The organism is Devosia sp. Z11_6 (assembly GCF_058133665.1).
This window is the reverse complement of record NZ_JBYUNQ010000005.1, coordinates 1-22,603: the sequence shown is the minus strand read 5'-3', so window position 1 is coordinate 22,603 and position 22,603 is coordinate 1. Positions and strand designations below refer to the sequence as shown.

Below are 22,603 nucleotides of genomic sequence, written 5' to 3'. Positions count from 1 at the left end.
GCAATTGCAGGGCAGCGAACTTGCCCCTTTGCCCCCCGATGTGCCACAACCCTGCCAACGACTCCAGCAAGGGATAACAATAATGAGCACTGGATTGATGGCCGGCAAGCGTGGCCTGATCATGGGCTTGGCCAACAACCGCTCGATTGCGTGGGGCATCGCCAAGCAGCTGCATGCGCAGGGCGCCGAAATGGCGTTTTCCTACCAGGGCGAAGCGCTCAAACGCCGCGTCGAGCCGCTGGCGGCCGAAGTGGGCTCCGATTTCCTCGTCGAGTGCGACGTCTCCGATGAGGCGGCGATGGACGAGACCTTCCGCCAGATCAAGGAAAAGTGGGGCAGCCTCGACTTCGTCGTGCATGCCATCGGCTTTTCCAACAAGGACGAGCTTGAGGGGCGCTATCTCGATACCAGCCGGGACAACTTCGCGCTGACCATGGATATCTCGGTGTATTCCTTCACCGCCGTCGCGAAGCGCGCCGAGCCGCTGATGAACCCGGGTGGCTCGCTGCTGACGCTGACCTATTATGGCGCGGTCAAATACGTCCCCAACTACAATGTCATGGGTGTCGCCAAGGCCGCGCTCGAGGCTTCGGTGCGCTATCTCGCCGTGGACCTGGGCAAGAACGGCATCCGCGTCAACGCCATCTCGGCCGGCGCGATCAAGACGCTGGCGGCTTCGGGCATTTCGGGCCTGCGCGACATGCTGCACTGGCAGGAAGCCAATTCGGCGCTGCGCAAGAATGTGTCGATCGATGATGTGGGTGGCGCGGCCACCTATCTCCTGTCGGACCTCGCGGGTGGCGTCACCGGTGAAATCCACTATGTGGATGCCGGCTTCAATGTTGTCGGCATGAAGCTGCTCGACAACGACACGCCAGCGTCCAGCGAATAATCTTCAAGGTTTCGAGTTTCCCATGAGTGATGCGTTCCAATGGCCTGACTTCTATTTCGCGCGCCATGGTGAAACCGACTGGAACCGCGAACAGCGCTACCAGGGCACGCGTGACATTCCGCTCAACCGGGTTGGCCAGCTGCAGGCCGACGCCAATGGGGTGCTGTTGCGCGAGCTGCTCGAACGAGACGGCAAAGACCCCGCTTCGCTCAACTGGTTCGCCTCGCCCCTGAGCCGCGCGTCCGAAACCATGGACCGGATGCGGGCGGCCTTCGACGTGCCGCTGCCGCCCGTGATCCACGACCGACGGCTGATGGAGATCTCCTTTGGAGCGCTGGAAGGGCGTCTCCATTCCGAGATCAACCGGGAACAGGCGCTGGCCCCCGGTATGCGGGATGCGAGCTATTGGACCTTCCGGCCTGAGCGCGGCGAGAACTATGACGACGTGGCGGTGCGCCTGCTCGAATTTGCCCGCGACCTGACGCAGAACGCCGTGGTGGTGGCCCATGGCGGCGTACTGCGGGTGTTGCGGCACCTGGTGGAAGGCACCGAGCGCGCCGAAGTGCTGAACTGGCCACCGCCGCAAGGGGTGATCGCCCATTTCAGTGGCGGGCGCATGGCACTTTACGCGGCGCTCGACACCTGGAACGCGCCGGCTGATTGACCGGCCTTTCCTGTCCAGACAGGGGCAAGCAGGAGTTTTTGCATGTCGTTCAACACCTTCGGGCAGCTGTTCCGGTTCACCACCTGGGGCGAAAGCCATGGGCCCGCCTTGGGCGTGGTGGTGGATGGCTGCCCGCCCGGCCTGCTCCTGACCCCTGAGATGATCCAGCGCGACCTGGACCGCCGCAAGCCCGGCCAATCCAAATATACCACGCAGCGCCGCGAGGCGGACGAGGTGCGCATCCTCTCGGGCGTGTTCGAGGACGAGCGCACCGATGGGCCGCGCACTACCGGAACGCCCATTTCGCTGATGATCGAAAACACCGATCAGCGCTCCAAGGATTATGCCGAGATCCGCGACAAATACCGGCCGGGTCACGCCGACTATACCTATGACCAGAAATACGGCATCCGCGATTATCGGGGCGGCGGGCGCACCTCGGCGCGCGAAACGGCCGCCCGGGTGGCCGCAGGAGCCGTGGCGCGGCAGGTGCTGGGAGGCATTACCATTCGCGCGAGCCTCGTCCAGGTGGGGCCGCACAAGATCGACTATTCGCGCTTTGACTGGTCGCAGGTCGACCAGAATCCGTTCTTTTGCGCCGATGCCGAGGCGGCACTGCTGTGGGCCGATTATCTCGATGGCATCCGCAAGGCCGGCAATTCGGTCGGGGCCGTGATCGAGGTGGTCGCCGAGAACGTACCGGCGGGCTGGGGCGCCCCGATCTATGGGAAGCTCAGTGCCGATCTCGCCTCCGCGATGATGAGCATCAATGCGGTCAAGGGCGTGGAGATCGGCGCCGGCTTTGATGCAGCGAGCCTGACCGGCGTCGACAATGCCGACCAGATGCGGGCAGGGGCCGAGCGGCCCTATTTCCTCTCCAACCATGCCGGCGGCATTCTGGGCGGGATATCCAATGGCGATCCGGTGGTGTGCCGCTTTGCGGTCAAGCCGACTTCATCCATCCTGCAACCGCGCCAAACCGTCACGACCGCCAATGCCGATACGGACATCATCACCAAGGGCCGCCACGACCCCTGCGTCGGGATCCGCGCCGTGCCGGTGGGCGAAGCGATGATGGCCTGTGTGCTGGCCGACCACTTCCTGCGGCATCGCGGCCAGACCGGGCGCGATGGCGCACTGGGCTTCGAGCGAAACTAGTTCGAGCGCTTGCGCACGAATTCAGTGCCGAGCACGAGGCCCTTGATGGCATCGTAGCGGCAGTCGATCTCGTCGGGATTGTCGGTCAGCCGGATCGACTTGATCACCGTGCCCTGCTTGAGGGTTTGGCCGGCGCCCTTGACCTTGAGGTCCTTGATCAGCACCACGGCATCGCCATCGGCGAGCGGGGTTCCGGCGCTGTCCACGACGGTTAGCGTTGCCGCGACATTGGCGGCGGCAATCTCGGACGCCGGGCGCCATTCGCCGGTCTGCTCGTCATAGATATAGTCGTCGTCAGCTGCGGCCATGCCGGGCTCCGGGTTGGGCCGGCCTGGGCCGGATGAAGTCAGGGCGTGCGGCGAAAGATCAGCACCGTTTCCACATTGCCATCGCCGCCTGCGATAGGGGAGGTGACGGAATGGCGATGGGCAAAGCCCTGGGCTGCCATGAAGGCGATCACGTCCTCCAAGGCCGTAGCGATGGCGGGCTCATTGGTGACGATGCCGCCCTTGCCCACATTGGGGCGCCCGACCTCGAATTGCGGCTTGAACAACACAACGGCATCGGCCGTGGAAGTGCAGAGCGCGAGCGGGCCGGCCAGGACCTTGATCACCGACACAAAGCTGACGTCGGACACCAGGACGTCGATGGGCTCGGGGATCAGCTCAGGCGTGAGGTCGCGCGCATTGACACCCTCCATGCTGACCACGCGATCGCTGCCCGTGAGGCGTTCATGCAACTGACCATGGCCGACATCCACGGCGTAAATGCGCCTGGCGCCACGCTCCATCAGCACCTGGGTAAAGCCGCCGGTGGAGGCGCCTACATCGATGCAGGTTTTTCCCGCAACCTCGATCTGCCCGGCATCGAGCCCGGCCACGAGCTTGAGGGCCGCCCGCGAGACGTAGTTGGCGGCGGGGTCGCTCAAAGCGAGCTTGTCATCCCGGGCTACCATCTGGTTCTGCTTATGGGCGACCACTCCGTTGATGGTTACGGTGCCGCGCAGGATGGCGTCCCGCGCCCGGGCGCGGCTCGGCACGAGGCCGCGCTGCTCGAGCGCTAGGTCGAGCCGGATACGGTCGCTCAATCTTCAACCAGTCGCTTGACCTTGGCAACAGCCGTTTCGGCGGCTTCGCCATAGGCAACAGTGCCATCAAAGCTGCCATCGGCATTGATCAGGAAAGTCGAAGCGGTGTGGTCCACGAGATAATACGGATCGTTCGCTTCACCGCTTTTTTCCGAGAATACGCCAAAGGCGGCCTTGGCATTTTCCGTGGCCTCCGGGCTGCCGACCAGGCCGATAATGGAAGGATCATAACCCTCCACATAACCTTTTACCGTTTCGAGCGTGTCGCGCTCGGGATCGACCGTCACAAAGATGATGCGCAGGTCTTCGGGAGAAAGGCCCAGCTGCTGGCGCCAAGCGGTGGTTTCAGCGAGGGTGGTGGGGCACACATCGGGGCAGAAGGTGTAGCCAAAGAACACAAGGCTCGGCTTGCCGCGCAGATCGTCCTGGGTGAAGGTTCCGCCCTGGGTGGATTCCAGGGCAAATTCACGGCCGGTCAGGCCAAGTGGCCGAGCCGGGGGGCGGAACAGGTAGAGCATGGTGGCGGCAAAGGCGACCACGACCACAAGGCTCCACAAAGCGATCCGGAACCGGCGCAAGGATTTGGGCGATTGTGACATGGCTCAGGCGTCCAGCGGTTCGGTGCCGGTGGCGCGGCCATCGCGCGACAGGGTGATCTTTTCGATGCGCGCTTCGGCCGTGCGCAGCAGGGTTTCGCAATGGGCTTTCAGCGCTTCGCCGCGCTCATAGATCGCGATGGATTCCGCCAGCGGCGCCTTGCCGCTTTCCAGCTTGCCGACGATTTCCTCCAGCTGGGCCAGCGCGGCCTCGAAGCTGAGGGACTTGACGTCTTCATGGGTTGGTTCGGCCATAGGAAATCCTATTCTTCGAGACGGCCCACAGCGCCGTCCATCAGCATGGCGACATGGTGCGAAACGCCCCCGGCCAGGCCCTTGAGGTCATACCCACCTTCAAGCAGCGATACAATCCGGTTGGCACAGTGGCGTTCCGCCACATCCATGAGCTTGCCGGTGAGCCAGCTGAAGTCTGAGGACTGCCAGTTGAGCTGGGCGAGAGGGTCGCGGGCGTCGGCGTCGAAGCCCGCCGACAGCAGCAGCAGATCGGGTGAAAAGTCGATGAGGGCGGGGATGATGCGCTCGAGATAGGCTTCGCGCATGGCTTCGCCGCCGCTTTGCGGATCGAGCGGCACATTGACGATATTGCCGACCCCCGTTTCGCTGGCGGCCCCGGTGCCGGGGTAAAGCGGCATCTGGTGGCTTGAGGCGTAGAAGACGGTGGGGTCGTCCTTGAAGATATCCTGGGTGCCGTTGCCGTGATGCACGTCGAAATCGATGATGGCGATGCGCTCGGCGCCGTATTTGCGCTGCGCTTCGCGGGCGGTGATGGCGGCGGTGTTGATGAGGCAAAAGCCCATGGGCCGGGCGATTTCGGCGTGATGGCCCGGGGGGCGGATGGCGCAGAAGGCGTTGTCGACTTCGCCGAGGAGAACGGCGCGCAGGGCGGTGAGGGCGCCGCCGAGGCCGGTGGCGGCGGCGTCCATGGAGCCGGGGGAGATAAAAGTGTCGGCATCGATCCGCCCGATACCTTCGAGGGGGCGGGCGTGGCGCAGGCCGGCGAGATAATCGGGGCTGTGCACCAGCTCGGCCAGGGTCAGATCGGCGAAATCAGCGTTGCGGCGCAAGAGCTTATCGAAACGCGGCCGCGCCAGCGCTTCTTCCACTGCAGCGATGCGGTCGGCCCGCTCGGCATGTTTGGGCGGGGTCTCGTGGTCGGCAAAATTGGGCTGGCTGACAAGAAGAGTGGTCACAGGGGAGGGGCTCCGCGAAGGCATCGTCTTGACGTGCTGGGGCTTGGTTGTCAAACCAGCGCCATGAAGATGAACGACGGATTAACGGTTTCCGATCCCACCGACCCACAAGAGGCTGCGGCCTTGCTGCGGGCGGGAAAACTCTGCGCTTTTCCAACCGAAACCGTTTATGGGTTGGGCGCCGATGCGACCAACCCCGATGCGGTGCTCGCGATCTATGAGACCAAGGGTCGGCCGCGGTTCAATCCGCTGATCATCCATTGCGCTGACCTTGGCATGGCCGAAGCACTGGCGCAGTTCTCGCCGCTGGCGCGGCGGCTCGCGGCATTGTGGCCGGCGCCATTGACGCTGGTGCTGCCGGCACGGGCTGGCAATGGGCTGGCCGATGTAGCGACGGCCGGGCTCGACACCGTGGCGATCCGCATTCCCGACCATCCGCTGGCGCTGGCAGTGATCCGTGCGGCGGGGCGGCCGCTGGCAGCGCCGTCGGCCAATCCATCAGGAAAGTTGTCGCCCACCACGGCCGAGCAGGTGCGGCGCGGTTTTGGGGGCAAGGTGCCGGTGCTGGATGGCGGGCCGTGCAAGGCTGGGGTGGAATCCACCATCATTGCCGTGGATGGCGAGCGGTTGGTGCAGTTGCGAGCGGGGGCGATGGCGCGCAGCGAGATCGAGGACCGGCTGGGGGTCGCGGTCGAGCAGGCCAGCGCCGACGCGGCGGTAGCGGCGCCCGGGATGCTCAAGAGTCATTACGCGCCGGGCGCGCTGATGCGGCTCAACACCACTCCGAGAGACGGCGAGGCCTATCTCGCCTTTGGCGACGCCCCCGATTTTGCGGGGCCCATGCGCAACCTGTCCCCGAGCGGGGATTTGCATGAGGCGGCGCGGAACCTCTTTTCCATGCTGCATGAACTCGACGCCACGGGCGCGCCGACAATTGCCGTCGCGCCCATCCCCACAACGGGGCTGGGGGAAGCGATCAATGACCGGCTGGAGCGCGCGGCGGCCCCGCGCTAGGGCAGGGGCCGAAAGCTTAGTCGCGAACCTTGTAGGGTTTCTGGTCGCGCCAGAAGCGCATCAGGCTTTCAAGGTCCGGATCGCCGCCCGGGGGCAGCACAACCCGCAGGTTCACGTACAGGTCGCCATCGCCATAAAGACCCTTGCCCTTGAGACGCAGGGACTTGGAAGTATCGACGCCCGGCGGCAGGTTGAGCTCGACCGAGCCATCGAGCGTGGGGACGCGCACCTTGACCCCAAGCACGGCCTCGTAAAGCGTGATGGGCAGATCGGTGCGCAGATCGCTGCCGTCGCGGCGGAAGGCCTTGGACTTCTCGAACTTGACGGTGACCAACGCATCGCCGTTTTCCCCGCCAAAGGGGCTGGGCTGACCCTGGCCCTTGAGGCGGATCTGCTGGTTCTCCTCGACCTTTTCGGGGAGCTTGACCGACAACACCTTGCCGCTGGGCATCCGCACCGGGATGGAAGCGGCCTTGTGGGCGTCTTCGAGGGACACAGCAGCAGTGACGATGATGTCCTCGCCCTTGCTGCGCAGGCCCGCACTGGTGCTGGCCGTGCCGGTAAAGGGATCCCACTGGGCGCCGCCACCGCCCGCGCTGCGGCTGGCGCCACGCGGCTGGCCGCCAAAGCCGTTCATGAATTCCTTGAGAATATCCTCGGCCGAAAAGCCGCCCTGCGCCGAGCGGGCGCCACCGGCGCTGCCATAAGCGCCCGGGTTGAAGCCGGGGTGACGCGGATTGCCATCGGCATCGATCTCGCCGCGGTCGAACTGCGCGCGTTTTTCGGCGTCGTTGAGCAGGTCATAGGCATTGGTCGCCTCAGCAAACTTGCTGTGCGCGCTTGGATCGTCTGGGTTCTGATCGGGGTGGTACTTCTTGGCCAGCTTGCGATAAGCGGACTTGATGTCCTTTTCGCTCGCCGTGCGAGGCACCCCAAGTACGGTATAGGGATCGCGCATGGGTTCCAATCAGTTGAGGGTTGCGAGGCGTTGCTTAGCCTCTGGTTCAAGCTCTATATGGCGAGCGCCCCTCCCAATGTCTAGTTTGGGTGGCCCGAAGGGTAGCGGAAAAGCAAAAGGACAGGTCGATGTTGCAGACACTTACCGAACGGCTGTTCGATGACAGCGACCGCTCCGAGCTCGATCCCTTCGCCTTGTTCGAAGAATGGTTTGCCCTGGCCAAGGAGGGCGAACTCAACGATCCCAATGCGATGGCGCTGGCGACTGCCGATGCCGATGGCATGCCGGATGTGCGCATGGTGCTGCTGAACGGGCGCGATGAACGGGGCTTTGTTTTCTTCACCAATTTCGAAAGTGCCAAGGGGCGCCAGCTGCTGGCCAATCCCAAGGCCGCCATGCTGATGCATTGGAAATCGCTGCGGCGGCAGGTGCGCGTGCGCGGACCGGTGGAAGTGGTGTCGGTCGAGGAAGCCGATGCCTATTTCGGCGCGCGACCCAAGGGCTCGCAACTGGCGTCATCGGCTTCCCTGCAGTCGCGCCCGCTCGATAGCCGCGAAACGCTCGTCGAGCGCGTGGCGGAGCTAACCGAAAAGGTGGGTGAGAACACCGTGCCACGGCCAGCGCACTGGTCGGGCTTTCGCATTGTGCCGCTTGAGATCGAATTCTGGAAGGACGGACAGTTCCGCCTGCATGAGCGGGTGCGGTTTATGCGCCGCCCGGAGCGCAATGCCGGCTGGACCAGCACGCGCCTTTACCCCTAGCATTGCCCACCAGTTGATCCTTTCGCAAGACATGCGCGCTCAGCTCGCACCATATTCAAGACCGGCGGCCAAGTGCGCATTCTGATCAGAACTTCAAAGACCGCTATCTGGGCGCGCTGGCTTGGGGGGCTCGCCGTGCCGGTGCTGGTGATCCCGGTGGTGATGCACCGGTTGCGCTGGCTGACGGGGGATTTGTTCCTCGTCGCCATGGTGCTCGCCTGCATTATCGCCGTGCTGGCGGTCGGCACGGCCATCGTGGCGCTGGCTCGCTTGTGGCAGAGCGGCGACCAGGGCTGGAACCGCGCCCTTGGGGGGCTGGTGATGGGGCTGCTGTGTCTGGCCCCTTTTGCCTGGTACGGCAATCTGGCGCTGACCTATCCGCCCGTGACCGATATCGCGACGATCGACCGGGGCGCCATGCCCCTGGTGTTCGAGCCCGGCACTGCCGCCATGCCGCCGCCGCGCACGCTGACGCGCGAGCAGATCGCGGCGCTGTTTCCCAATGTGGAAACGCGCGAATATCCGCTGACGCCCGAGCAGGCCTATGAAGTGGTGCTGCGCCAGGTGACGAGCCTGGGCTGGGATTTGCGCCTGCAACGCCCGCCGCTGGGGAGCGAGCCCGGGCGCATCAATGCCCAGATCATGACCTGGCCGGGCTGGCGCGAGGAAGCGGTGTTCCGCATCGAGGCCGGGCCCGAAGGCTCGCGCGTCGATATGCGGTCGGCCTCGCTGCATGCCTTTCATGATTTTGGTAGCAATGGCACGCGCATCGAGAGCTTTTTGAGCGCGCTGGACGACGAAGTCACGGTGCTGTTGCGCGACAATCCCAGCACCACCCAGCCGGTGGATGCCGAGGCCGAGGAGACCGGCGAGTCAGAGACTGACGCGGAGGCCGAGGAGGCCGGATCGGAGCCGTAACCGGCCAAGATCGGCGAGATATTCCAGTTGCGCGCCCACGGTCATGGCCGCGGCCCAGCGCACGGGCAGGGACACATCGGGATAGAGCGCGCGCACAATGGCGGGAATGGAGCGGGCGCCTTGCTCGACCGCGGCGATGATCTGCCGATTGCGCTCCTGTCGGTGGGCGAGGAGCGCCTGGGCATAGCTCGGACCATCTTCGATGGGGCCGCCATGGGCCGGAACATAGCGGCGATAGGGCAGGGCGATGAGCTTTTCCAGCGACTGGAGATAATCGGCCATCGAACCGTCCGGGCTCGCGACAAGAGTGGAATTCCAGCCCATGACGTGATCGCCCGTCAGCACGGTGTCGGTGCCGGCAAGTCCAAAGGCGAGGTGATTGGCGCAATGGCCCGGCGTCGTATGCACCAGGAGCTCGAGGTCGCCGGCCAGGATGGTTTCCCCGTCCCGCAATACACGGTCGGGCTGGAGTTCCCAATCGGAGGAGCGGCGCAGGGCGTTGGTTTCCCCTGGGCGCAAGGGGCGGGACAGGCGATGCGCGCCGCCGAACCACAGGGGCGCGTTGAGTTCGGCGGCCAGTTGGGCGGCGCCGGCGCTGTGGTCGCGATGGGTGTGGGTGAGGATTATGGCGCTTACCGGCCGCCCGGCGATGGCCTGCTCGAGTGCGGCGCGGTGCGCCGAATCATCGGGGCCGGGATCGATGAGGGCGAGCTGCTCGTGTCCGAGGAGGAAACTATTGGTGCCGGTGAAGGTATAGGGGCTGGCATTGGGCGCGGTGACGCGCACCAGGCCTGGGGCCACGGCAACAGCCTTGCCGGTCTGGGGATCGAAGCTGCGCTCGAACACGAGCTTGGGAGGTGTTACCATTGCACTCACTAGGGCGAAAGACTAAGACTGGACAACCATATGGCTCCCCGAGCGGAAGCCGCATCATCTGCAGAAAGGTATGAAATGGCCGTGACCTTGACCACGCCCAATACGCTCCTCGGCGCGATCCAGCCACAGACAGGCACGGCCAAGCTGGCCGCCAATCTGGCGACCGTCGTGCTGGGCACGCTGCTGATCACGGCAGCGGCCAAGATCAACGTGCCGGTCTGGCCCGTGCCGGTGACCCTGCAGGGCATGGCCGTGGCCGCTCTGGCCGGTGCCTTTGGCCTGCGCATCGGCGTTGCCACCGTGGCGCTGTACCTGCTGCAGGGCGCGATGGGGCTGCCCGTGTTCGCTGCCGGCGGCGGTATGCTCTATCTCGCAGGCCCGACCGGTGGGTTCCTTCTTGGCTTCCTGCCCATGGCTGCCATCATCGGCTGGGCTGCCGATCGCGGCGCCTCGCGCAAGGTCCTGCCGATGCTGGGCGCGATGCTCGCCGGTGAAGCGGTGCTGCTGGTGCTGGGGTTTGCCTGGCTGCTGGTGCTGTCGGGCCAGGCGGGCTGGATCGACCAGTCCAATGTGCTGGCTTCCGCCTGGAAGGGCGCTGTCGAGCCGTTCATCGTTTGGGACGGACTCAAGATGGCCCTCGCCGCGCTGACCGTGACCGGCGCCTGGAAGCTGCTGCAGTCCAAGCGCTAAGCGCCACGAAGAGAAACGCGAAAGCCGGTCCCGAGGGGCCGGCTTTTTTGTTGGGCTCGCTCAGTCGCCGATCGGCTGCATGGGCTCGCCCGCCTCGATTGTGGTGAGGCTTTGGCGCACGCGCCGCAACAGCTCCAGCACTTTGGGGCCGATGGATTCGGCGGCAGCCATGGCGAGGATGTCGACCACGGCCAGCATGGCATAGCGCGAGGACGAGGGCTTGTAGAGCTGGGTCTGGTCTTCCTCAAACACAAAGGGGACGAGGTGCTGCACGGCGCCTGCTAAGGGCGTTCCGGGCTTGGTGATGGCAATGCAGGTGGCATCATATTGGCGGGCGACCGCCACCGCATCGAGGATCGAGCGCACGCGGCCGGAGGTGGAAAACGCCACCACCACGGTGTGCTTGTCCGCGACTGAGGCGCTCATGGATTGCAGCTGGGGATCGGCATAGGCGGTGCTGTTGAGCCCGAGGCGAAAGAGGCGGTTCTGCAGCTCCACCGCGGCCATGGAGGAATTGCCGCCGGTGCCATAAACGATGATGCGCTTGGCGCCGGCGATCCGCTGGCCAAGGCCAGTGACATCGGTATTGGCGAGGGCGACGCTGATGAGGTCGAGCGCCGAATGGGCGCGGCTGCAGATGGTCGAGACCACTTGCTGGGAATTGTGGTTGGCTTCGGTGGTTTCAGCCGCGCGCAGATAGGCCCCGCCCAGCGCCAGGGCCTGGGCCATATGCACCTTCATGTCGCGGGTGGAGGCAAAGCCCAGCGAGCGCGCCAGCCGGGTCACCGTGGGCTCGCTGACCCCGGCGCGGGCGGCGATCTCGGCGATGGGGGCGGTGGTGGCGAAGTGCATGTCACCAAGGATCACCTCGATCAGCCGCACTTCGGCCCGGTTGCCCTCCTCGAGCCGCGCCTTGAGGCGGGCAATGATGTCGATCCGCGGCTGGGGCGCAAGCGGCTTGGCGCCCGGCTTGCCCGCCATCACTGCACCGTGGCGGTGGAGGGCAGGCGCAGGCCGGTCGAGGCGTCAAAGATGTGGATGTGGCCGGGCTCGGCCCCGAGGCGCAGCAGCGTGCCGGGGGCGGGATCGAGCCTGAGGCGGAACACGCAGCGCACTTCGGCACCGGCAATGCGCCCGAACACATGGGTTTCGGGGCCGGTGGTTTCCACCACTTCGGTCTGGAACTGCAAGGGGCCGTTGTCGAGGAGGACATAGTTTTCCGGGCGGATGCCGACATCCACCACGGTGCCGTCGGGTGCGTCCACCGGGTTGACCGGCAGCTGGCCGCCATCGGCGAGCTCGATCGCCGCGCCGAGGGCGGTGCGCCGATAGGTGCCGGAGATGAAGCTCATGGCGGGCGAGCCGATGAAGCTGGCGACAAAGCGGTTGACGGGGCGGTCATAGAGTTCGAGCGGGGCGCCGATCTGCTCGATGCGGCCGCCATTCATGACGACGATCCGGTCAGCCATGGTCATGGCCTCAATCTGGTCGTGGGTGACGTAAACCATGGTGGTGCCGAGCTTTTGGTGCAGGGCCTTGATCTCGGTGCGCATCTGCACGCGCAACTTGGCATCGAGGTTGGAGAGCGGCTCGTCGAACAGGAACACCTTGGGGTCGCGCACGATGGAGCGGCCCATGGCGACGCGCTGGCGCTGCCCGCCCGAGAGCTGGCCGGGGGTGCGATCGAGATAATCGCCGAGATTGAGGATCGAAGCGGCACGCCCCAGCGCCTGCTGCGTGGCCTCGGGCTGTTCCCGGCGCATGCGGGGCCCGAAGGTGATGTTGTCGCGCACATTCATATGCGGAAAGAGCGCATAGGACTGGAACACCATGGAGATGTCGCGCTTTTGCGGCGGCACGTCATTGGTGCGCGCCCCGGCGATGAAGAGGTCGCCCCCGCTGATCTCCTCGAGGCCCGCGATCATGCGCAGCAAGGTGGATTTTCCACAGCCCGAGGGGCCGACGAGCACGATGAACTCGCCATCATTGATGTCGAGCGAGACCCCATGCAGAACCCGGGTCGGGCCATAGCGCTTTTCAATGTTCTGCAAGCTGAGTTCAGCCATCTCACCTCTCCCTTCACCCATGGGTTTTGCCCGGTCAGGTTACCCCGGTAATGTAATAAAGCAACATTGCCGTCACAATTTACTTGAAACTTCCTCGAATATGAAAAAATCTATCACGAGGCGATAGGGGAGGTCCGCTGAGGGAAGCCTTCCAGGCCTGCCACAATGGGAAGGGAATGTTCATGTCGTTGCACTGGTTGAAAGTCGCGGCTGCGACCGGCGTCGCCGCCATCGCGCTCGCAAGCGCCTCGTATGCCCAGACGGTCCGGGTGACCGTCGCCGAGTACAGCTCCAAGACCGGCCCCTATTTCGAAAAGGCCGCCTCCGAATTCGAAGCCGCCAATCCGGGCACCGACATCCAGATCGAAGTGGTGCCGTGGGATGTGCTGCAGCAAAAGCTGACCACCGATATCTCGGGTGGTGCCAATGCCGATCTCGCCATTATCGGCACCCGCTGGCTGATCGACTATGTCAGCCAGGGCATCGCTGCCCCGCTCGATGACTACATCACCGACGATTTCCGCGCCCGCTTCATCGATACCTTCCTCAGCCCCTCGGTGATGGACGGCCAGACCTATGGCCTGCCGATCGCCGCCTCGGCGCGCGCCATGTATTACAACAAGGCGCTGTTCGAGGAAGCCGGCATTGCCGAGCCGCCCGCCACCTGGGACGAGCTCAAAGCCGCGGCCGAAAAGATCAAGGCGCTGGGCGGCGATGCCTATGGCTTTGGCCTGCAGGGCAAGGAGATCGAGACGGACGTCTACTTCTATTATGCGCTCTGGTCGCAGGGCGGCACTCTGATGGAGGAAGACGGCACGTCGGGGCTCGACACCGAAGCCGCCTATGCCGCCGCGCAGATCTACAAGGACCTGATCGATGGCGGCCTGACCGAGCCGGGCGTCACCTCGCTCAACCGCGAAGACGTGCAGAACCTCTTCAAGCAGGGCCGCATCGGCATGATGATCACGGCGCCTTTCCTTGCCAACCAGATCAAGGAAGAAGCGCCCGACCTGCAATATGGCGTTGCCGCCATTCCCGCCGGCCCCAATGGCGACCGCGGCACCTATGGCGTCACCGACTCCATCATCATGTTCGAGAACAGCCAGAACAAGGACACGGCCTGGAAGTTCATGGACTTCCTCTTCACCACCGAAAAGCGGGCCGAGTTCGACGAGAACGAAGGCTTCCTGCCGGTCAATGCCGAAGAAGCGGCCATGCCGCTGTTTGCTGACAACGCTGACTTGAAGGCCTTCACCGACCTGCTGCCCAGCGCCCAGTTTGCGCCGGTGATCGCCGGCTGGGAAGAAATGGCCGCCGCCACCTCCAATGCGCTGCAGCGCATCTATCTGGGCGAGGGCGAGATCAAGGCCGAACTCGACCAGGCCGCCGCCGAGATCAACGGCATCATCGAAGCCAACAACTAGCATCTGCAGTGCGGGGCGGCGGACCGAACCGGCCGCCCCGTCTTTTTCGCTACCAACAACAAGGTCCTGCCAGCGCATGAACCGGTCGATCTTCACCAACCCTTATGTGCTGATCGCTCCTGCATTCCTGCTGGCCGCCTTCATCATCCTGTGGCCGCTGTTTCAGATCGGGGAAATCTCGATCAGCAATGTCAACCGCTTCGGGCAGTTGCGCGGTTTTGCCGGCCCCGAAAACTTCACGGCCGTGCTGGCCGATCCGCAGTTCCTCGCCTCGCTCTGGCGCACGGTGATCTGGACCGTCGGCATCGTCGCGGGCACCATCCTCGTTTCCATTCCCGTGGCGCTGATCCTCAACGAGGATTTTTATGGCCGTGGCCTCGCCCGCGTCATCATCATGCTGCCCTGGGCGGTGTCGCTGACCATGACTGCCATTGTCTGGCGCTGGGCGCTGAGCGGGGAAAGCGGCATGCTCAATTCCGCGCTGATGGGCCTGGGCCTCATCGACCAGAACATCCAGTGGCTGGCGCAGGCGGGTACCGCCTTTCCCGTGCAGATCGCCATCGGCATTCTCGTCTCGATCCCCTTCACCACCACCATCTTTCTTGGCGGCCTGTCCGCGATCCCCGACGATCTTTATGAAGCCGCGCGGCTCGAAGGGGCCAGCGGCTGGCAGATTTTCCGCACCATCACGCTGCCCCTGCTGCGGCCCTTCATCAACATCGCGGTGGTGATGAACACGATCACCGTGTTCAACTCGTTCCCCATCATCTGGGCGACCACCCAGGGCGGGCCGGCCAATTCGACCGATATCCTCGTCACCTACCTCTACAAGTTGGGCTTTAATTTCGGCAAGCTCGGGGAGGCCTCGGCGCTGTCGCTGCTGATGTTTGCGCTGCTGCTGTTCTTCACCATCATCTATGTCCGGCTGGCCATGCAGGGAGAGCGGGAATGAAGACTTCGCGCCTGCTGCGCCGCTCGATCATCTCCTGGCTGATCCTGTCGCCGCTGATCATTGCCGTGCTGTTTCCCTTTGCGGTGATGTTCATCACCGCCATCAAGCCGGCCAGCGAAGTGCTGCGCCCCACCTGGTGGCCCAGCAATCCGCAATGGAGCAATTTCGTGACCATGTGGAACGCCACCAATTTTGGGGCGGCCCTCTGGAATTCCATCTATGTCGCGGTGCTCTCGACCGTGCTGTCGATCGCCGTTTCGATTCCGGCCGCCTATGCGCTGAGCCGCTTTCGCTTCACCGGTAAGGGTTTTGTGCAGCAGTTCCTGCTGATCAGCCAGATGCTCTCGCCCATCGTGCTGGTGATCGGGCTCTTCCGCTTGTTGGTGGCACTCAAGCTCCTCGACAATCTGAACGCCGTGGTCTTTGTCTACGCCACCTTCAACATCGCCTTTTCGGTGTGGATGCTGCAGAGCTATTTCTCGACCATTCCCAAGGACCTCGAGGAAGCCGCCTGGATGGAGGGCGCCACCCCCTGGCAGGCGCTGCGCAAGGTGTTCCTGCCCCTGGCGCTGCCGGCCGTGACCGTGACCGCCATCTTCTCGTTCATTAATGCCTGGAACGAGTTCGTCATTGCCCTGACCATGCTACGCAACCAGGCAAGCTACACCCTCCCCATCCAGGTGTTCTCGCTGGTGGCCGGCCGCTACACGGTGGAATGGCACCATGTGATGGCCGCAGCCTTCGTCGCCACCATTCCCATCGCCATCGTTTTTGCCTGGCTGCAGCGCTATCTCGTGCGCGGCCTGGCGCTGGGCGCGGTGAAATAAGGCGCCACCCCCACCAACCACTGTTCACCCGATCGCCGCTCGCATGGGGCCACCCCGCGAGCGGCACACTTCAAGGAGCTTTCCGATGGCTTTGCCCGGAACCAGTTATGACCTCGTGCTCAAGGGCGGGCGCGTCATCGACGAACGCAATGGCATCGATGGCCAGTTCGATCTTGCCATCAAGGCCGGCAAGGTCGCCGCCGTAGCGCCGGCAATCGAGGCCGGCACGGCTGCCGTGCGCGATGTGTCGGGGTGCGTCGTCGCGCCCGGGCTCATCGACATCCACACCCATGTTTATCACAAGGCCACGTCGCTCAGCGTCGATCCTGGCTTCATCGCCCGCCGCTCGGCCTGCACCACGCTGGTGGATGCCGGCAGCGCCGGAGCCGGCAATTATGACGGGTTCCGCGATTATGTGATGAACCACTCGCCCTATCGCATCCTCGCCTTTCTCAACATTTCCTTTCCCGGCATTTTCGGCTTCGACAAGGATGTATCGATCGGCGAAGCCACGGCCCGCGCCATGCTGCCCGTGCACCGGTGCGTGGAAAAGATCGAGGCCAATCGCGACCGCATCATCGGGGTCAAAGTGCGCATCGGCGGCATCGTCACCGGCGATCTCGGGCTGGGAGCGCTGGAGTTGGCGCTGGAAGCGGCCGAAGCGGTCGATCTGCCGCTGATGACCCATATCGGCACGCCCCCGCCCAGCTATTCCGACGTCGTCGACATGCTGCGCCCCGGCGATATCCTGACCCATTGCTATCGCCCCGATCCCAATTCAGCGATCGGCGAGGATGGCAAGGTGCTCGATGCCGTGTGGCGGGCGCGCGAGCGCGGCGTTCTCTTCGACATTGCCCATGGCATGGGCGCCTTTGGCTATGACACTGCGGAAGCGGCGCTGCGCGACGGCTTCAAGCCCGACCTGATTTCTTCCGATGTCCATGTGATCGCCGTGGAAGGGCCGGGCTATGACATGCTCCACACCATGAGCAAGCTGCTCAATTGCGGGCTGACCCTGGCCGAAGTCATCGGCATGTCCACCAGCCGCTCGGCGCTGGCCATCCGCCGGCCCGAACTGGGGCAACTCGGGGTTGGCGCGCCCGCCGACATCACCGTGCTGCGCCAATATGACAGCAATTACGTGTTCGAGGATGTGGTCGGCACCCGCCGGCAGGGCTCGACCCTGCTGCAGCCCGAAGCGGTTTATCTCGCTGGCAAGGAAATGGAAGTCAGCCGCCGCCCCTTCGAAGAGGCGTTTTTGCGCGGCCATCACCACGCCCATTAGAGGGTAGGGCTTGCCCCTGGCTGCGGCGCCGGTTCCCGGGCGCTGCCTTGCCGGCAAGTTGAACAGGCCGAACCAAAAAGAAAGCAGCCCCCGATCCCCCGGGCTGCTTTCCCTTGCCTGGATTATTCGCTGAAATCGAATTCGGCGAGTTCGCAGACATTGTTGTTGGCCGAGACGAGCTGGTCGCCATCATCGAACACGGCCAGGAAATCGTATTTGCAGTAACCGCTGCCGTCATCGATATTGATCATGACGCTGGAGCCTGAAGCCAGCACATCGCTGCCCAGAATATCCTCTTCCCAGTTTTCGGTACCGGTGTTGGAGGCATAAAATTCGGTGATCACATAGGACGTCTTGTTGTTGATCTTGACCTTGCGGTCGAGCGCCGACGCCGTCACAACGCTGGCACACAGCATCGCCAACGCGATGACTGCCGAAAACTTCTTCATGATATCCCTCAATGTTGCAGAACTGCGCCCCAGCCCTACTGGTCCGAGCATCTACTTAGCAACAGGATTCTCGGGAGGGGCAAGGGCGGCAGGGATGGTGTCGCGAGGCGATAGGGAAGGGCGCGGCTGGAACAGGAACGGTCGATCCTTCGCGCGTGCTGCTTACGACCTGTTCCCGAGCAACGCTCCTAAAGCTGCGCCAACGCCCAAGCCGACGGCAACGCCGACCGCCAGATTGTCCAGCACTGTCAGGCCGACTGCGGCTCCAATGGCGAGCCCGATCGCTATTGCTGCGCCCATGCACCTTCTCCATCCGACCGAACGCGAACACGGTAATACCGGCGCCAGGGAAGCCAAGTTCGCAGGGAACGGCGAGAAAAAACCGGACCTCCTGAGAGGCCCGGTTTGGTTGGTCGGAGTAGAGTGATTCGAACACTCGACCCCCTGCTCCCGAAGCAGGTGCGCTACCAGGCTGCGCTATACTCCGTCAGAACGTCCGGGGTTTGCTGGTGCGAGCCCCTGGCTGGGCCGTTATCCCTCGCGTTGGCGGCTTTATAGCCGCGGCGGGCAAGGCATTCAAGCACTCTCGATCAAGCAAATTGAGTGGCGCCGGAGCGTGTTGCACAGTGCCGGCAAAGCGTGTAGGAACCGCCGCAGTTGGGGCGTCGCCAAGTGGTAAGGCACCGGTTTTTGGTACCGGCATTCCTAGGTTCGAATCCTAGCGCCCCAGCCAGGATTTTCTCGCCCCCCGTTTACGGCATGGGCCTCCGTTCCGTCTTGCCGGTCAGCAGAACCCATGATTTCGCCGGTATGCCTTACGTTGCGGCATCCATGGTGAGCTCCAGGCTGCGCAAGCGCTTTTGCGGATCGTACATATCGGACACGATCATCAGCTCATCGGCTTGCGTGCGCTCGATGATCTGCTGCAGGCCACGACGGACGGTTTCCCTGCTGCCGATGACGCTGAAACCCAGCATCTGCCCGGCCTGGGCCTTTTCCATCGGTGTCCAATAGGTGTCGATATCATCGATCGGCGGCTGCATGAGCTGACGCTGTCCGCGGAAGATATCTGCGAACGACATCTGTTGCGACGTGGCAAGGAAACGCGCTTCCTCATCCGTTTCTGCGGCAATCACATTGACGCCGACCAGCGCATAGGGGGCGGCGGCCTGTTCGGATGGCTTGAAACGATCGCGATAGATCGCCAACGCCTGATCCAGCGCCTGGGGCGCGAAATGCGAAGCGAAACCATAGGGCAGACCCAGTTCAGCCGCCAATTGCGCACCGAAAAGGCTCGATCCGAGAATCCAGAGCGGCACATTGCTGCCTGAGCCAGGAACGGCTTCAATCCGCTGGTTTGGCCCGGCTGGCGCGAGAAAGGCCTGCAACTCCAGGACGTCCTGCGGGAAGTTGTCGGCATTGGCGGGCTCGCGCCGCAAGGCGCGCAATGTCAACTGGTCCGTGCCTGGAGCGCGTCCCAGGCCAAGGTCAATGCGCCCCGGAAACAGCGTCTCCAGGGTTCCGAACTGTTCAGCGATGACATAGGGAGCGTGATTTGGCAGCATGATGCCGCCGGCACCGACGCGTATCGTGCTGGTTCCAGCTGCGATATGGGCGATCACCAGTGACGTGGCCGCTGTGGTCACACCGGCCATGTTGTGGTGCTCGGCAACCCAGATCCGGCGATATCCCAGCTTTTCGGCGTGCTGGCCAAGCGCCCGCGCCTCATCAAGTGCCGTGCGCCGGTCAGCGCCTTCGCGCACACGACCCAGTTCGAGAATAGAAAGTGGGATCACCCTGAAATGCCTCGGCTAAAGTAAACAGTGTCCGATCCCCTCCAAGCCGAAGGAGACCGTCGTATCCACCCCAGATAGGTGGGCTGCTGCACCAGTTCAATCGCGGAGGCGCTTGTGGCTGGTGAAGTCCAACATAGCAGGCCTATGCTATCCGAGATCCTGAGGGAGCAGTTTGAGCGACACGAGCGCTTAACGACCCCGTGGCAGCCGTTCCGGGCGCCGAACCAGCACGGAGGATTTCAGGATGGCAAATGGACGGGTTGAGCGACCGGAACGGGGCGCTTTGCAGAAGCCGTCTCAGTCAGTGGGCTACCGATACAGGTTTTAAATGTTGAGCCCGCCCCCGGAAACTCAGTCGGCCTCCGCTCCAACTGCGTAGAACGGGTCGGGTTTGTCGACAATACCAGCCAAGGGAACAACAGGGCAGATCGGGGCGGCATCAGGCTCCAGGTGTCGCAAATGACGCACATCGGCGCCTGCCGTTGATGAGGAGGTCGTGCTTCAAGCACAGCCCATCCTGTGCCCGGACCGATGCGGCCGCCGAGGACAGCGCTGTCAGCCCGGGCAATTCACGTTCAAGCCGCCCCGGATCACTGCAGAAGTGTGCGCAGGAGAAACAGGTCTCGTGCGGGGCCTTGCTGCCGTCCAACCCATTGCGGATGAGGGCAAGAAGGCTCATTGGCCCAGCGCTTCCCAGTAAAAACCAAAGACATAAACCGAGAGGATAAAACCGAGGACCACATTGACGGCCACCCCGGCGGTGAAGGCGCCAAACGGTTTGGGACCTGCGGCGGCCAGGTCGCGAAAGCGGGTGGTCAGGCCGATGCTGAAGAAGCAGAAGATGAAGGTCCAGGTGAACAGATTCCGGATCGGCCCGATCAGGTTGGGAATGACGATGCTGTTATAGTCCTCAAGGCTGTATTGGGTGGTCACCGTGGTGATCACGGCCGAGGCCAGAAAGAAGCCGATCACGAATTTGGGGAAGCGCCGCCAGATTTCGCCGACATCGGGAGCGCTCCCTCCCGGACGGGCATCCCAGCGCATGGTCGCGACGATGGCGAGCCCCACGGCCCAGATGCCGATCCAGGGATCGCGACCGACGACCTTCATCAAGGTAAACGCCTGCACCGCTTGTTCGGCGGTGCCAGCAATACCATCCACCCGCCCGGCATAGCCCCCATAGGCCTGGGCCGCGGCGATGCCCGCGGCATCGGCAAATTCGGAGGTGCCGATCCAGGCGCCGGCGATCCCGGTGGGCAGCCCCAGCGCACGGGCAACGAGCGGGAGAACAAAGATCATCACGATCGCCCAAAGCACGACAATGGTGATCGTAACGGCGGTGTCCTCCTTCTTGCCGCCCACGGCGCCCGCTACGGCGATTGCTCCCGACACGCCGCAGACAGCGCCCCCCACGCCGAGCGTCGCGGCGAAGCGCCGGTCAAGGCCAAGCCGCACGGCCACCAGATAAATCACGCCGAAGGTCGTCAGCGACACAAGGGAAGCCTGCAGGATAGCAATGGGCCCGGCCTTGGCGATCAGCGACAGCGGCACGGTGGCACCGAGCAGCACGATCCCGGTCTTGACGTAGAACTCGCCCTTGAAGCCGGCATCGAGCCAGCGCGGCAGCCCTACGGTGTTGGCAATAACGAGCCCAAGCAGAAGCGCGACCAGGGGCGGCTCGAGATTGAAGTGCACCGCTTCCTCCCACTTGCCGATCACAGAGATGGCATAGGCCGCCAGGAAGAGCAGGGTGAATGCGGGTGCGAAGGCGCGAATACTTTGGCCAAGCGCTGCGAGCGCGAGCGAGAAGGCCACCAGCCAAAACAGATACAGCGCGCCGTAGCGCGGCCAGTTTGCCGCCAGGTCGTCGATTACCTGGGAGAAGTTGCTCCACTGCGGCGGCACCACCGCCAGCGAGCGCAAGCTGCCCCCGCTCCAGAACAAGAGGCACCCTATTGCGACCACCGTCAGGCCAATCCAGATGGCCCACCAGTCTTCCTTGCGCCATAGCTCGCGCCAGCCTGACGGGGGGGCATCTTTGGCCGGCGCGGTGGTGTCCGTCATGATCATGATCCCCCAAAGAGTTGTAGCGCGGCGGCATGCGCGGCCGAGGGCGAATGCAGGGCGCGGGTTCCACAGCACGTTGCGAGCTTGCGGTCTGCTGGAGGCGCTGCCCGTCCGAAGTCGGGCGCGAGCCTAGGTCTTGGGAATTAAGACGGACGAAGCCACAAGCACGCAAATTATACCTAAAGCGGCTTGCAGCGGAGGAAACCTGGGGGGCCAAGTACGCCGCTGCTATTCTCTAGGGCTGTTCAGAACCGATCGACAAAGTCCAAAGTGGCTGCCGGCTTCCGGGTAGGAGCCGTCGACACTAAGTTTGTCGATATCCCGGTAGCGCTTGTCGCTAAAGGTTTTCGCCTTTGGAGCTTTGCCAAGAAGTTATCGGTCTGCAATCCACCCGTTCAAAGCTGTTCCCCGACCGCAAACCGCGCGGGCAGCCTTCAGGATCTCGATTGCATGGGTTGAACGGAGAAGAGCTCGACCTTGAGATCGGGATAGTCACGCAGGATCGGCTTGTGCGCAAACCATGAACGGGCCCGATTGCGTGGTGATCGCCCTTGGCGCAGGCGCGACGGGTTGATCAGTTCGGCGGTTCTCGCCGAGTTGATCGGGGCGGGGGCTCACTGGTGTCCAAGCGGTCGGGGCCCTCAGGCGGACCGCTCACCTACCTCGCTGCCCACTAGCCGAGGCCGCTTCGTTGGCCTTGCTGAACCGCACGAGGAACTTGGCGCCGCCGTTATCGCTCCTGCCCACAGAGATGCTGCCGTTGTGCCGCCTGATAATCTCCTTAACCAGGCTCAGGCCAAGACCGGACCCTTCGTTCATGGGCTTGATGCGATGAAATGGCTCAAAAATCCAATCCCGGCGATCTGCGGGAATACCGGGTCCACTGTCGCTGATGGCGATCGACCGGTCCGC

General features: G+C 63.7%; 25 protein-coding genes and 2 tRNA genes. 12 read left to right on the top strand and 15 right to left on the bottom strand.

Annotated features, from left to right (window positions below; all coding sequences use genetic code 11):
* Window positions 1–82: 82 nt before the first annotated feature.
* The 3 genes from fabI to aroC are packed head-to-tail and all read left to right on the top strand — an operon-like array spanning window position 83 to window position 2,714.
* On the top strand, window positions 83–892 hold the full coding sequence (gene fabI / locus AC3YMN_RS14705; RefSeq protein ID WP_172122627.1) for an enoyl-ACP reductase FabI: 810 nt from the start codon (window positions 83–85) through the stop codon (window positions 890–892).
* Window positions 893–914: 22 nt separating this feature from the next.
* The gene (locus AC3YMN_RS14700; RefSeq protein WP_489890569.1) at window positions 915–1,556 is read left to right on the top strand and encodes a histidine phosphatase family protein; all 642 of its coding nucleotides are present in this window, start codon (window positions 915–917) and stop codon (window positions 1,554–1,556) included.
* Window positions 1,557–1,598: 42 nt separating this feature from the next.
* Entirely contained in the window at window positions 1,599–2,714 is a 1,116-nt protein-coding gene (gene aroC / locus AC3YMN_RS14695; RefSeq protein ID WP_489890568.1) for a chorismate synthase, read from the top strand.
* Here the strand turns inward: aroC and AC3YMN_RS14690 are convergent.
* The 5 genes from AC3YMN_RS14690 to AC3YMN_RS14670 are packed head-to-tail and all read right to left on the bottom strand — an operon-like array spanning window position 2,711 to window position 5,608.
* Window positions 2,711–3,022 (bottom strand): alkylphosphonate utilization protein, encoded by a 312-nt coding sequence (locus tag AC3YMN_RS14690; protein ID WP_489890567.1) that lies wholly within the window; start codon window positions 3,020–3,022, stop codon window positions 2,711–2,713. The two genes, aroC and AC3YMN_RS14690, sit on opposite strands and share 4 nt — an antisense overlap.
* Window positions 3,023–3,060: 38 nt before the next feature.
* Complete coding sequence (locus tag AC3YMN_RS14685; protein WP_489890566.1) at window positions 3,061–3,801, bottom strand: TlyA family RNA methyltransferase; 741 nt, start codon at window positions 3,799–3,801, stop codon at window positions 3,061–3,063.
* Window positions 3,798–4,400, bottom strand: coding sequence for an SCO family protein (locus AC3YMN_RS14680; RefSeq protein WP_489890565.1), 603 nt, complete (start codon window positions 4,398–4,400; stop codon window positions 3,798–3,800). The genes AC3YMN_RS14685 and AC3YMN_RS14680 overlap by 4 nt, the downstream gene beginning before the upstream one ends.
* A gap of 3 nt (window positions 4,401–4,403) precedes the next feature.
* The gene (locus tag AC3YMN_RS14675; protein ID WP_127752237.1) at window positions 4,404–4,652 is read right to left on the bottom strand and encodes an exodeoxyribonuclease VII small subunit; all 249 of its coding nucleotides are present in this window, start codon (window positions 4,650–4,652) and stop codon (window positions 4,404–4,406) included.
* Between the two features lie 8 nt (window positions 4,653–4,660).
* Window positions 4,661–5,608, bottom strand: coding sequence for a histone deacetylase family protein (locus AC3YMN_RS14670; protein ID WP_489890564.1), 948 nt, complete (start codon window positions 5,606–5,608; stop codon window positions 4,661–4,663).
* A 63-nt stretch (window positions 5,609–5,671) separates the two neighbouring features.
* Between AC3YMN_RS14670 and AC3YMN_RS14665 the strand changes: the two genes are divergently transcribed.
* The gene (locus AC3YMN_RS14665; RefSeq protein WP_489890563.1) at window positions 5,672–6,622 is read left to right on the top strand and encodes an L-threonylcarbamoyladenylate synthase; all 951 of its coding nucleotides are present in this window, start codon (window positions 5,672–5,674) and stop codon (window positions 6,620–6,622) included.
* A 16-nt stretch (window positions 6,623–6,638) separates the two neighbouring features.
* Here AC3YMN_RS14665 and AC3YMN_RS14660 read toward each other — a convergent pair whose 3' ends face one another.
* Window positions 6,639–7,580: a DnaJ C-terminal domain-containing protein gene (locus AC3YMN_RS14660; protein WP_173087313.1), complete on the bottom strand. Its 942-nt coding sequence runs from the start codon at window positions 7,578–7,580 to the stop codon at window positions 6,639–6,641.
* 128 nt (window positions 7,581–7,708) lie between these two features.
* On the opposite strand from AC3YMN_RS14660, the gene pdxH reads away from it, so the two are divergent.
* Together pdxH and AC3YMN_RS14650 are read left to right on the top strand one after the other, a co-directional pair.
* Window positions 7,709–8,341, top strand: coding sequence for a pyridoxamine 5'-phosphate oxidase (gene pdxH / locus AC3YMN_RS14655; RefSeq protein WP_489890562.1), 633 nt, complete (start codon window positions 7,709–7,711; stop codon window positions 8,339–8,341).
* A 72-nt stretch (window positions 8,342–8,413) separates the two neighbouring features.
* Window positions 8,414–9,259 carry a DUF1499 domain-containing protein gene (locus tag AC3YMN_RS14650; protein WP_489890561.1) on the top strand — a complete coding sequence of 282 codons (846 nt, stop codon included), beginning with the start codon at window positions 8,414–8,416 and terminating at the stop codon, window positions 9,257–9,259.
* On the opposite strand, the gene AC3YMN_RS14645 is transcribed toward AC3YMN_RS14650, so the two are convergent.
* The gene (locus AC3YMN_RS14645; RefSeq protein ID WP_489890560.1) at window positions 9,215–10,126 is read right to left on the bottom strand and encodes an MBL fold metallo-hydrolase; all 912 of its coding nucleotides are present in this window, start codon (window positions 10,124–10,126) and stop codon (window positions 9,215–9,217) included. The two genes, AC3YMN_RS14650 and AC3YMN_RS14645, sit on opposite strands and share 45 nt — an antisense overlap.
* Window positions 10,127–10,210: 84 nt before the next feature.
* Between AC3YMN_RS14645 and AC3YMN_RS14640 the strand changes: the two genes are divergently transcribed.
* On the top strand, window positions 10,211–10,825 hold the full coding sequence (locus AC3YMN_RS14640) for a biotin transporter BioY (protein WP_489890559.1): 615 nt from the start codon (window positions 10,211–10,213) through the stop codon (window positions 10,823–10,825).
* Between the two features lie 60 nt (window positions 10,826–10,885).
* On the opposite strand, the gene AC3YMN_RS14635 is transcribed toward AC3YMN_RS14640, so the two are convergent.
* Window positions 10,886–11,806 (bottom strand): MurR/RpiR family transcriptional regulator, encoded by a 921-nt coding sequence (locus AC3YMN_RS14635; RefSeq protein ID WP_489890558.1) that lies wholly within the window; start codon window positions 11,804–11,806, stop codon window positions 10,886–10,888.
* On the bottom strand, window positions 11,806–12,891 hold the full coding sequence (locus AC3YMN_RS14630) for an ABC transporter ATP-binding protein (RefSeq protein WP_489890557.1): 1,086 nt from the start codon (window positions 12,889–12,891) through the stop codon (window positions 11,806–11,808). The genes AC3YMN_RS14635 and AC3YMN_RS14630 overlap by 1 nt, the downstream gene beginning before the upstream one ends.
* A 182-nt stretch (window positions 12,892–13,073) precedes the next feature.
* Between AC3YMN_RS14630 and AC3YMN_RS14625 the strand changes: the two genes are divergently transcribed.
* The 4 genes from AC3YMN_RS14625 to AC3YMN_RS14610 all read left to right on the top strand — a co-directional run bounded on the left by AC3YMN_RS14625 (window position 13,074) and on the right by AC3YMN_RS14610 (window position 17,379).
* Window positions 13,074–14,315 carry an ABC transporter substrate-binding protein gene (locus AC3YMN_RS14625; protein WP_172122639.1) on the top strand — a complete coding sequence of 414 codons (1,242 nt, stop codon included), beginning with the start codon at window positions 13,074–13,076 and terminating at the stop codon, window positions 14,313–14,315.
* A gap of 76 nt (window positions 14,316–14,391) precedes the next feature.
* Window positions 14,392–15,267, top strand: a complete 876-nt coding sequence (locus AC3YMN_RS14620) for a carbohydrate ABC transporter permease (RefSeq protein ID WP_489890556.1) — start codon at window positions 14,392–14,394, stop codon at window positions 15,265–15,267.
* On the top strand, window positions 15,264–16,094 hold the full coding sequence (locus AC3YMN_RS14615) for a carbohydrate ABC transporter permease (protein ID WP_127752249.1): 831 nt from the start codon (window positions 15,264–15,266) through the stop codon (window positions 16,092–16,094). Before AC3YMN_RS14620 ends, AC3YMN_RS14615 begins: the two co-directional genes overlap by 4 nt.
* A gap of 85 nt (window positions 16,095–16,179) precedes the next feature.
* Window positions 16,180–17,379, top strand: coding sequence for an amidohydrolase/deacetylase family metallohydrolase (locus tag AC3YMN_RS14610; RefSeq protein WP_489890555.1), 1,200 nt, complete (start codon window positions 16,180–16,182; stop codon window positions 17,377–17,379).
* Window positions 17,380–17,501: 122 nt separating this feature from the next.
* Here the strand turns inward: AC3YMN_RS14610 and AC3YMN_RS14605 are convergent, their stop codons facing one another.
* From AC3YMN_RS14605 to AC3YMN_RS14595, 3 genes are all read right to left on the bottom strand, one after another.
* Entirely contained in the window at window positions 17,502–17,828 is a 327-nt protein-coding gene (locus AC3YMN_RS14605) for a hypothetical protein (RefSeq protein ID WP_489890554.1), read from the bottom strand.
* A 162-nt stretch (window positions 17,829–17,990) separates the two neighbouring features.
* Window positions 17,991–18,128 carry a glycine zipper domain-containing protein gene (locus tag AC3YMN_RS14600; protein ID WP_489890553.1) on the bottom strand — a complete coding sequence of 46 codons (138 nt, stop codon included), beginning with the start codon at window positions 18,126–18,128 and terminating at the stop codon, window positions 17,991–17,993.
* A gap of 110 nt (window positions 18,129–18,238) precedes the next feature.
* Window positions 18,239–18,315: transfer RNA gene (locus tag AC3YMN_RS14595), tRNA-Pro, on the bottom strand.
* A 171-nt stretch (window positions 18,316–18,486) separates the two neighbouring features.
* Between AC3YMN_RS14595 and AC3YMN_RS14590 the strand changes: the two genes are divergently transcribed.
* Window positions 18,487–18,561, top strand: a tRNA-Gln gene (locus tag AC3YMN_RS14590).
* Window positions 18,562–18,643: 82 nt separating this feature from the next.
* On the opposite strand, the gene AC3YMN_RS14585 is transcribed toward AC3YMN_RS14590, so the two are convergent.
* The 3 genes from AC3YMN_RS14585 to AC3YMN_RS14575 all read right to left on the bottom strand — a co-directional run.
* A complete protein-coding gene (locus AC3YMN_RS14585) occupies window positions 18,644–19,624 on the bottom strand; it encodes an LLM class flavin-dependent oxidoreductase (RefSeq protein WP_489890552.1) in 981 nt (326 codons plus the stop codon).
* 675 nt (window positions 19,625–20,299) lie between these two features.
* On the bottom strand, window positions 20,300–21,688 hold the full coding sequence (locus AC3YMN_RS14580) for a YeiH family protein (protein WP_489890551.1): 1,389 nt from the start codon (window positions 21,686–21,688) through the stop codon (window positions 20,300–20,302).
* Between the two features lie 657 nt (window positions 21,689–22,345).
* The coding region (locus AC3YMN_RS14575; protein ID WP_489890550.1) for an ATP-binding protein at window positions 22,346–22,603 on the bottom strand (258 nt) is incomplete at its 5' end.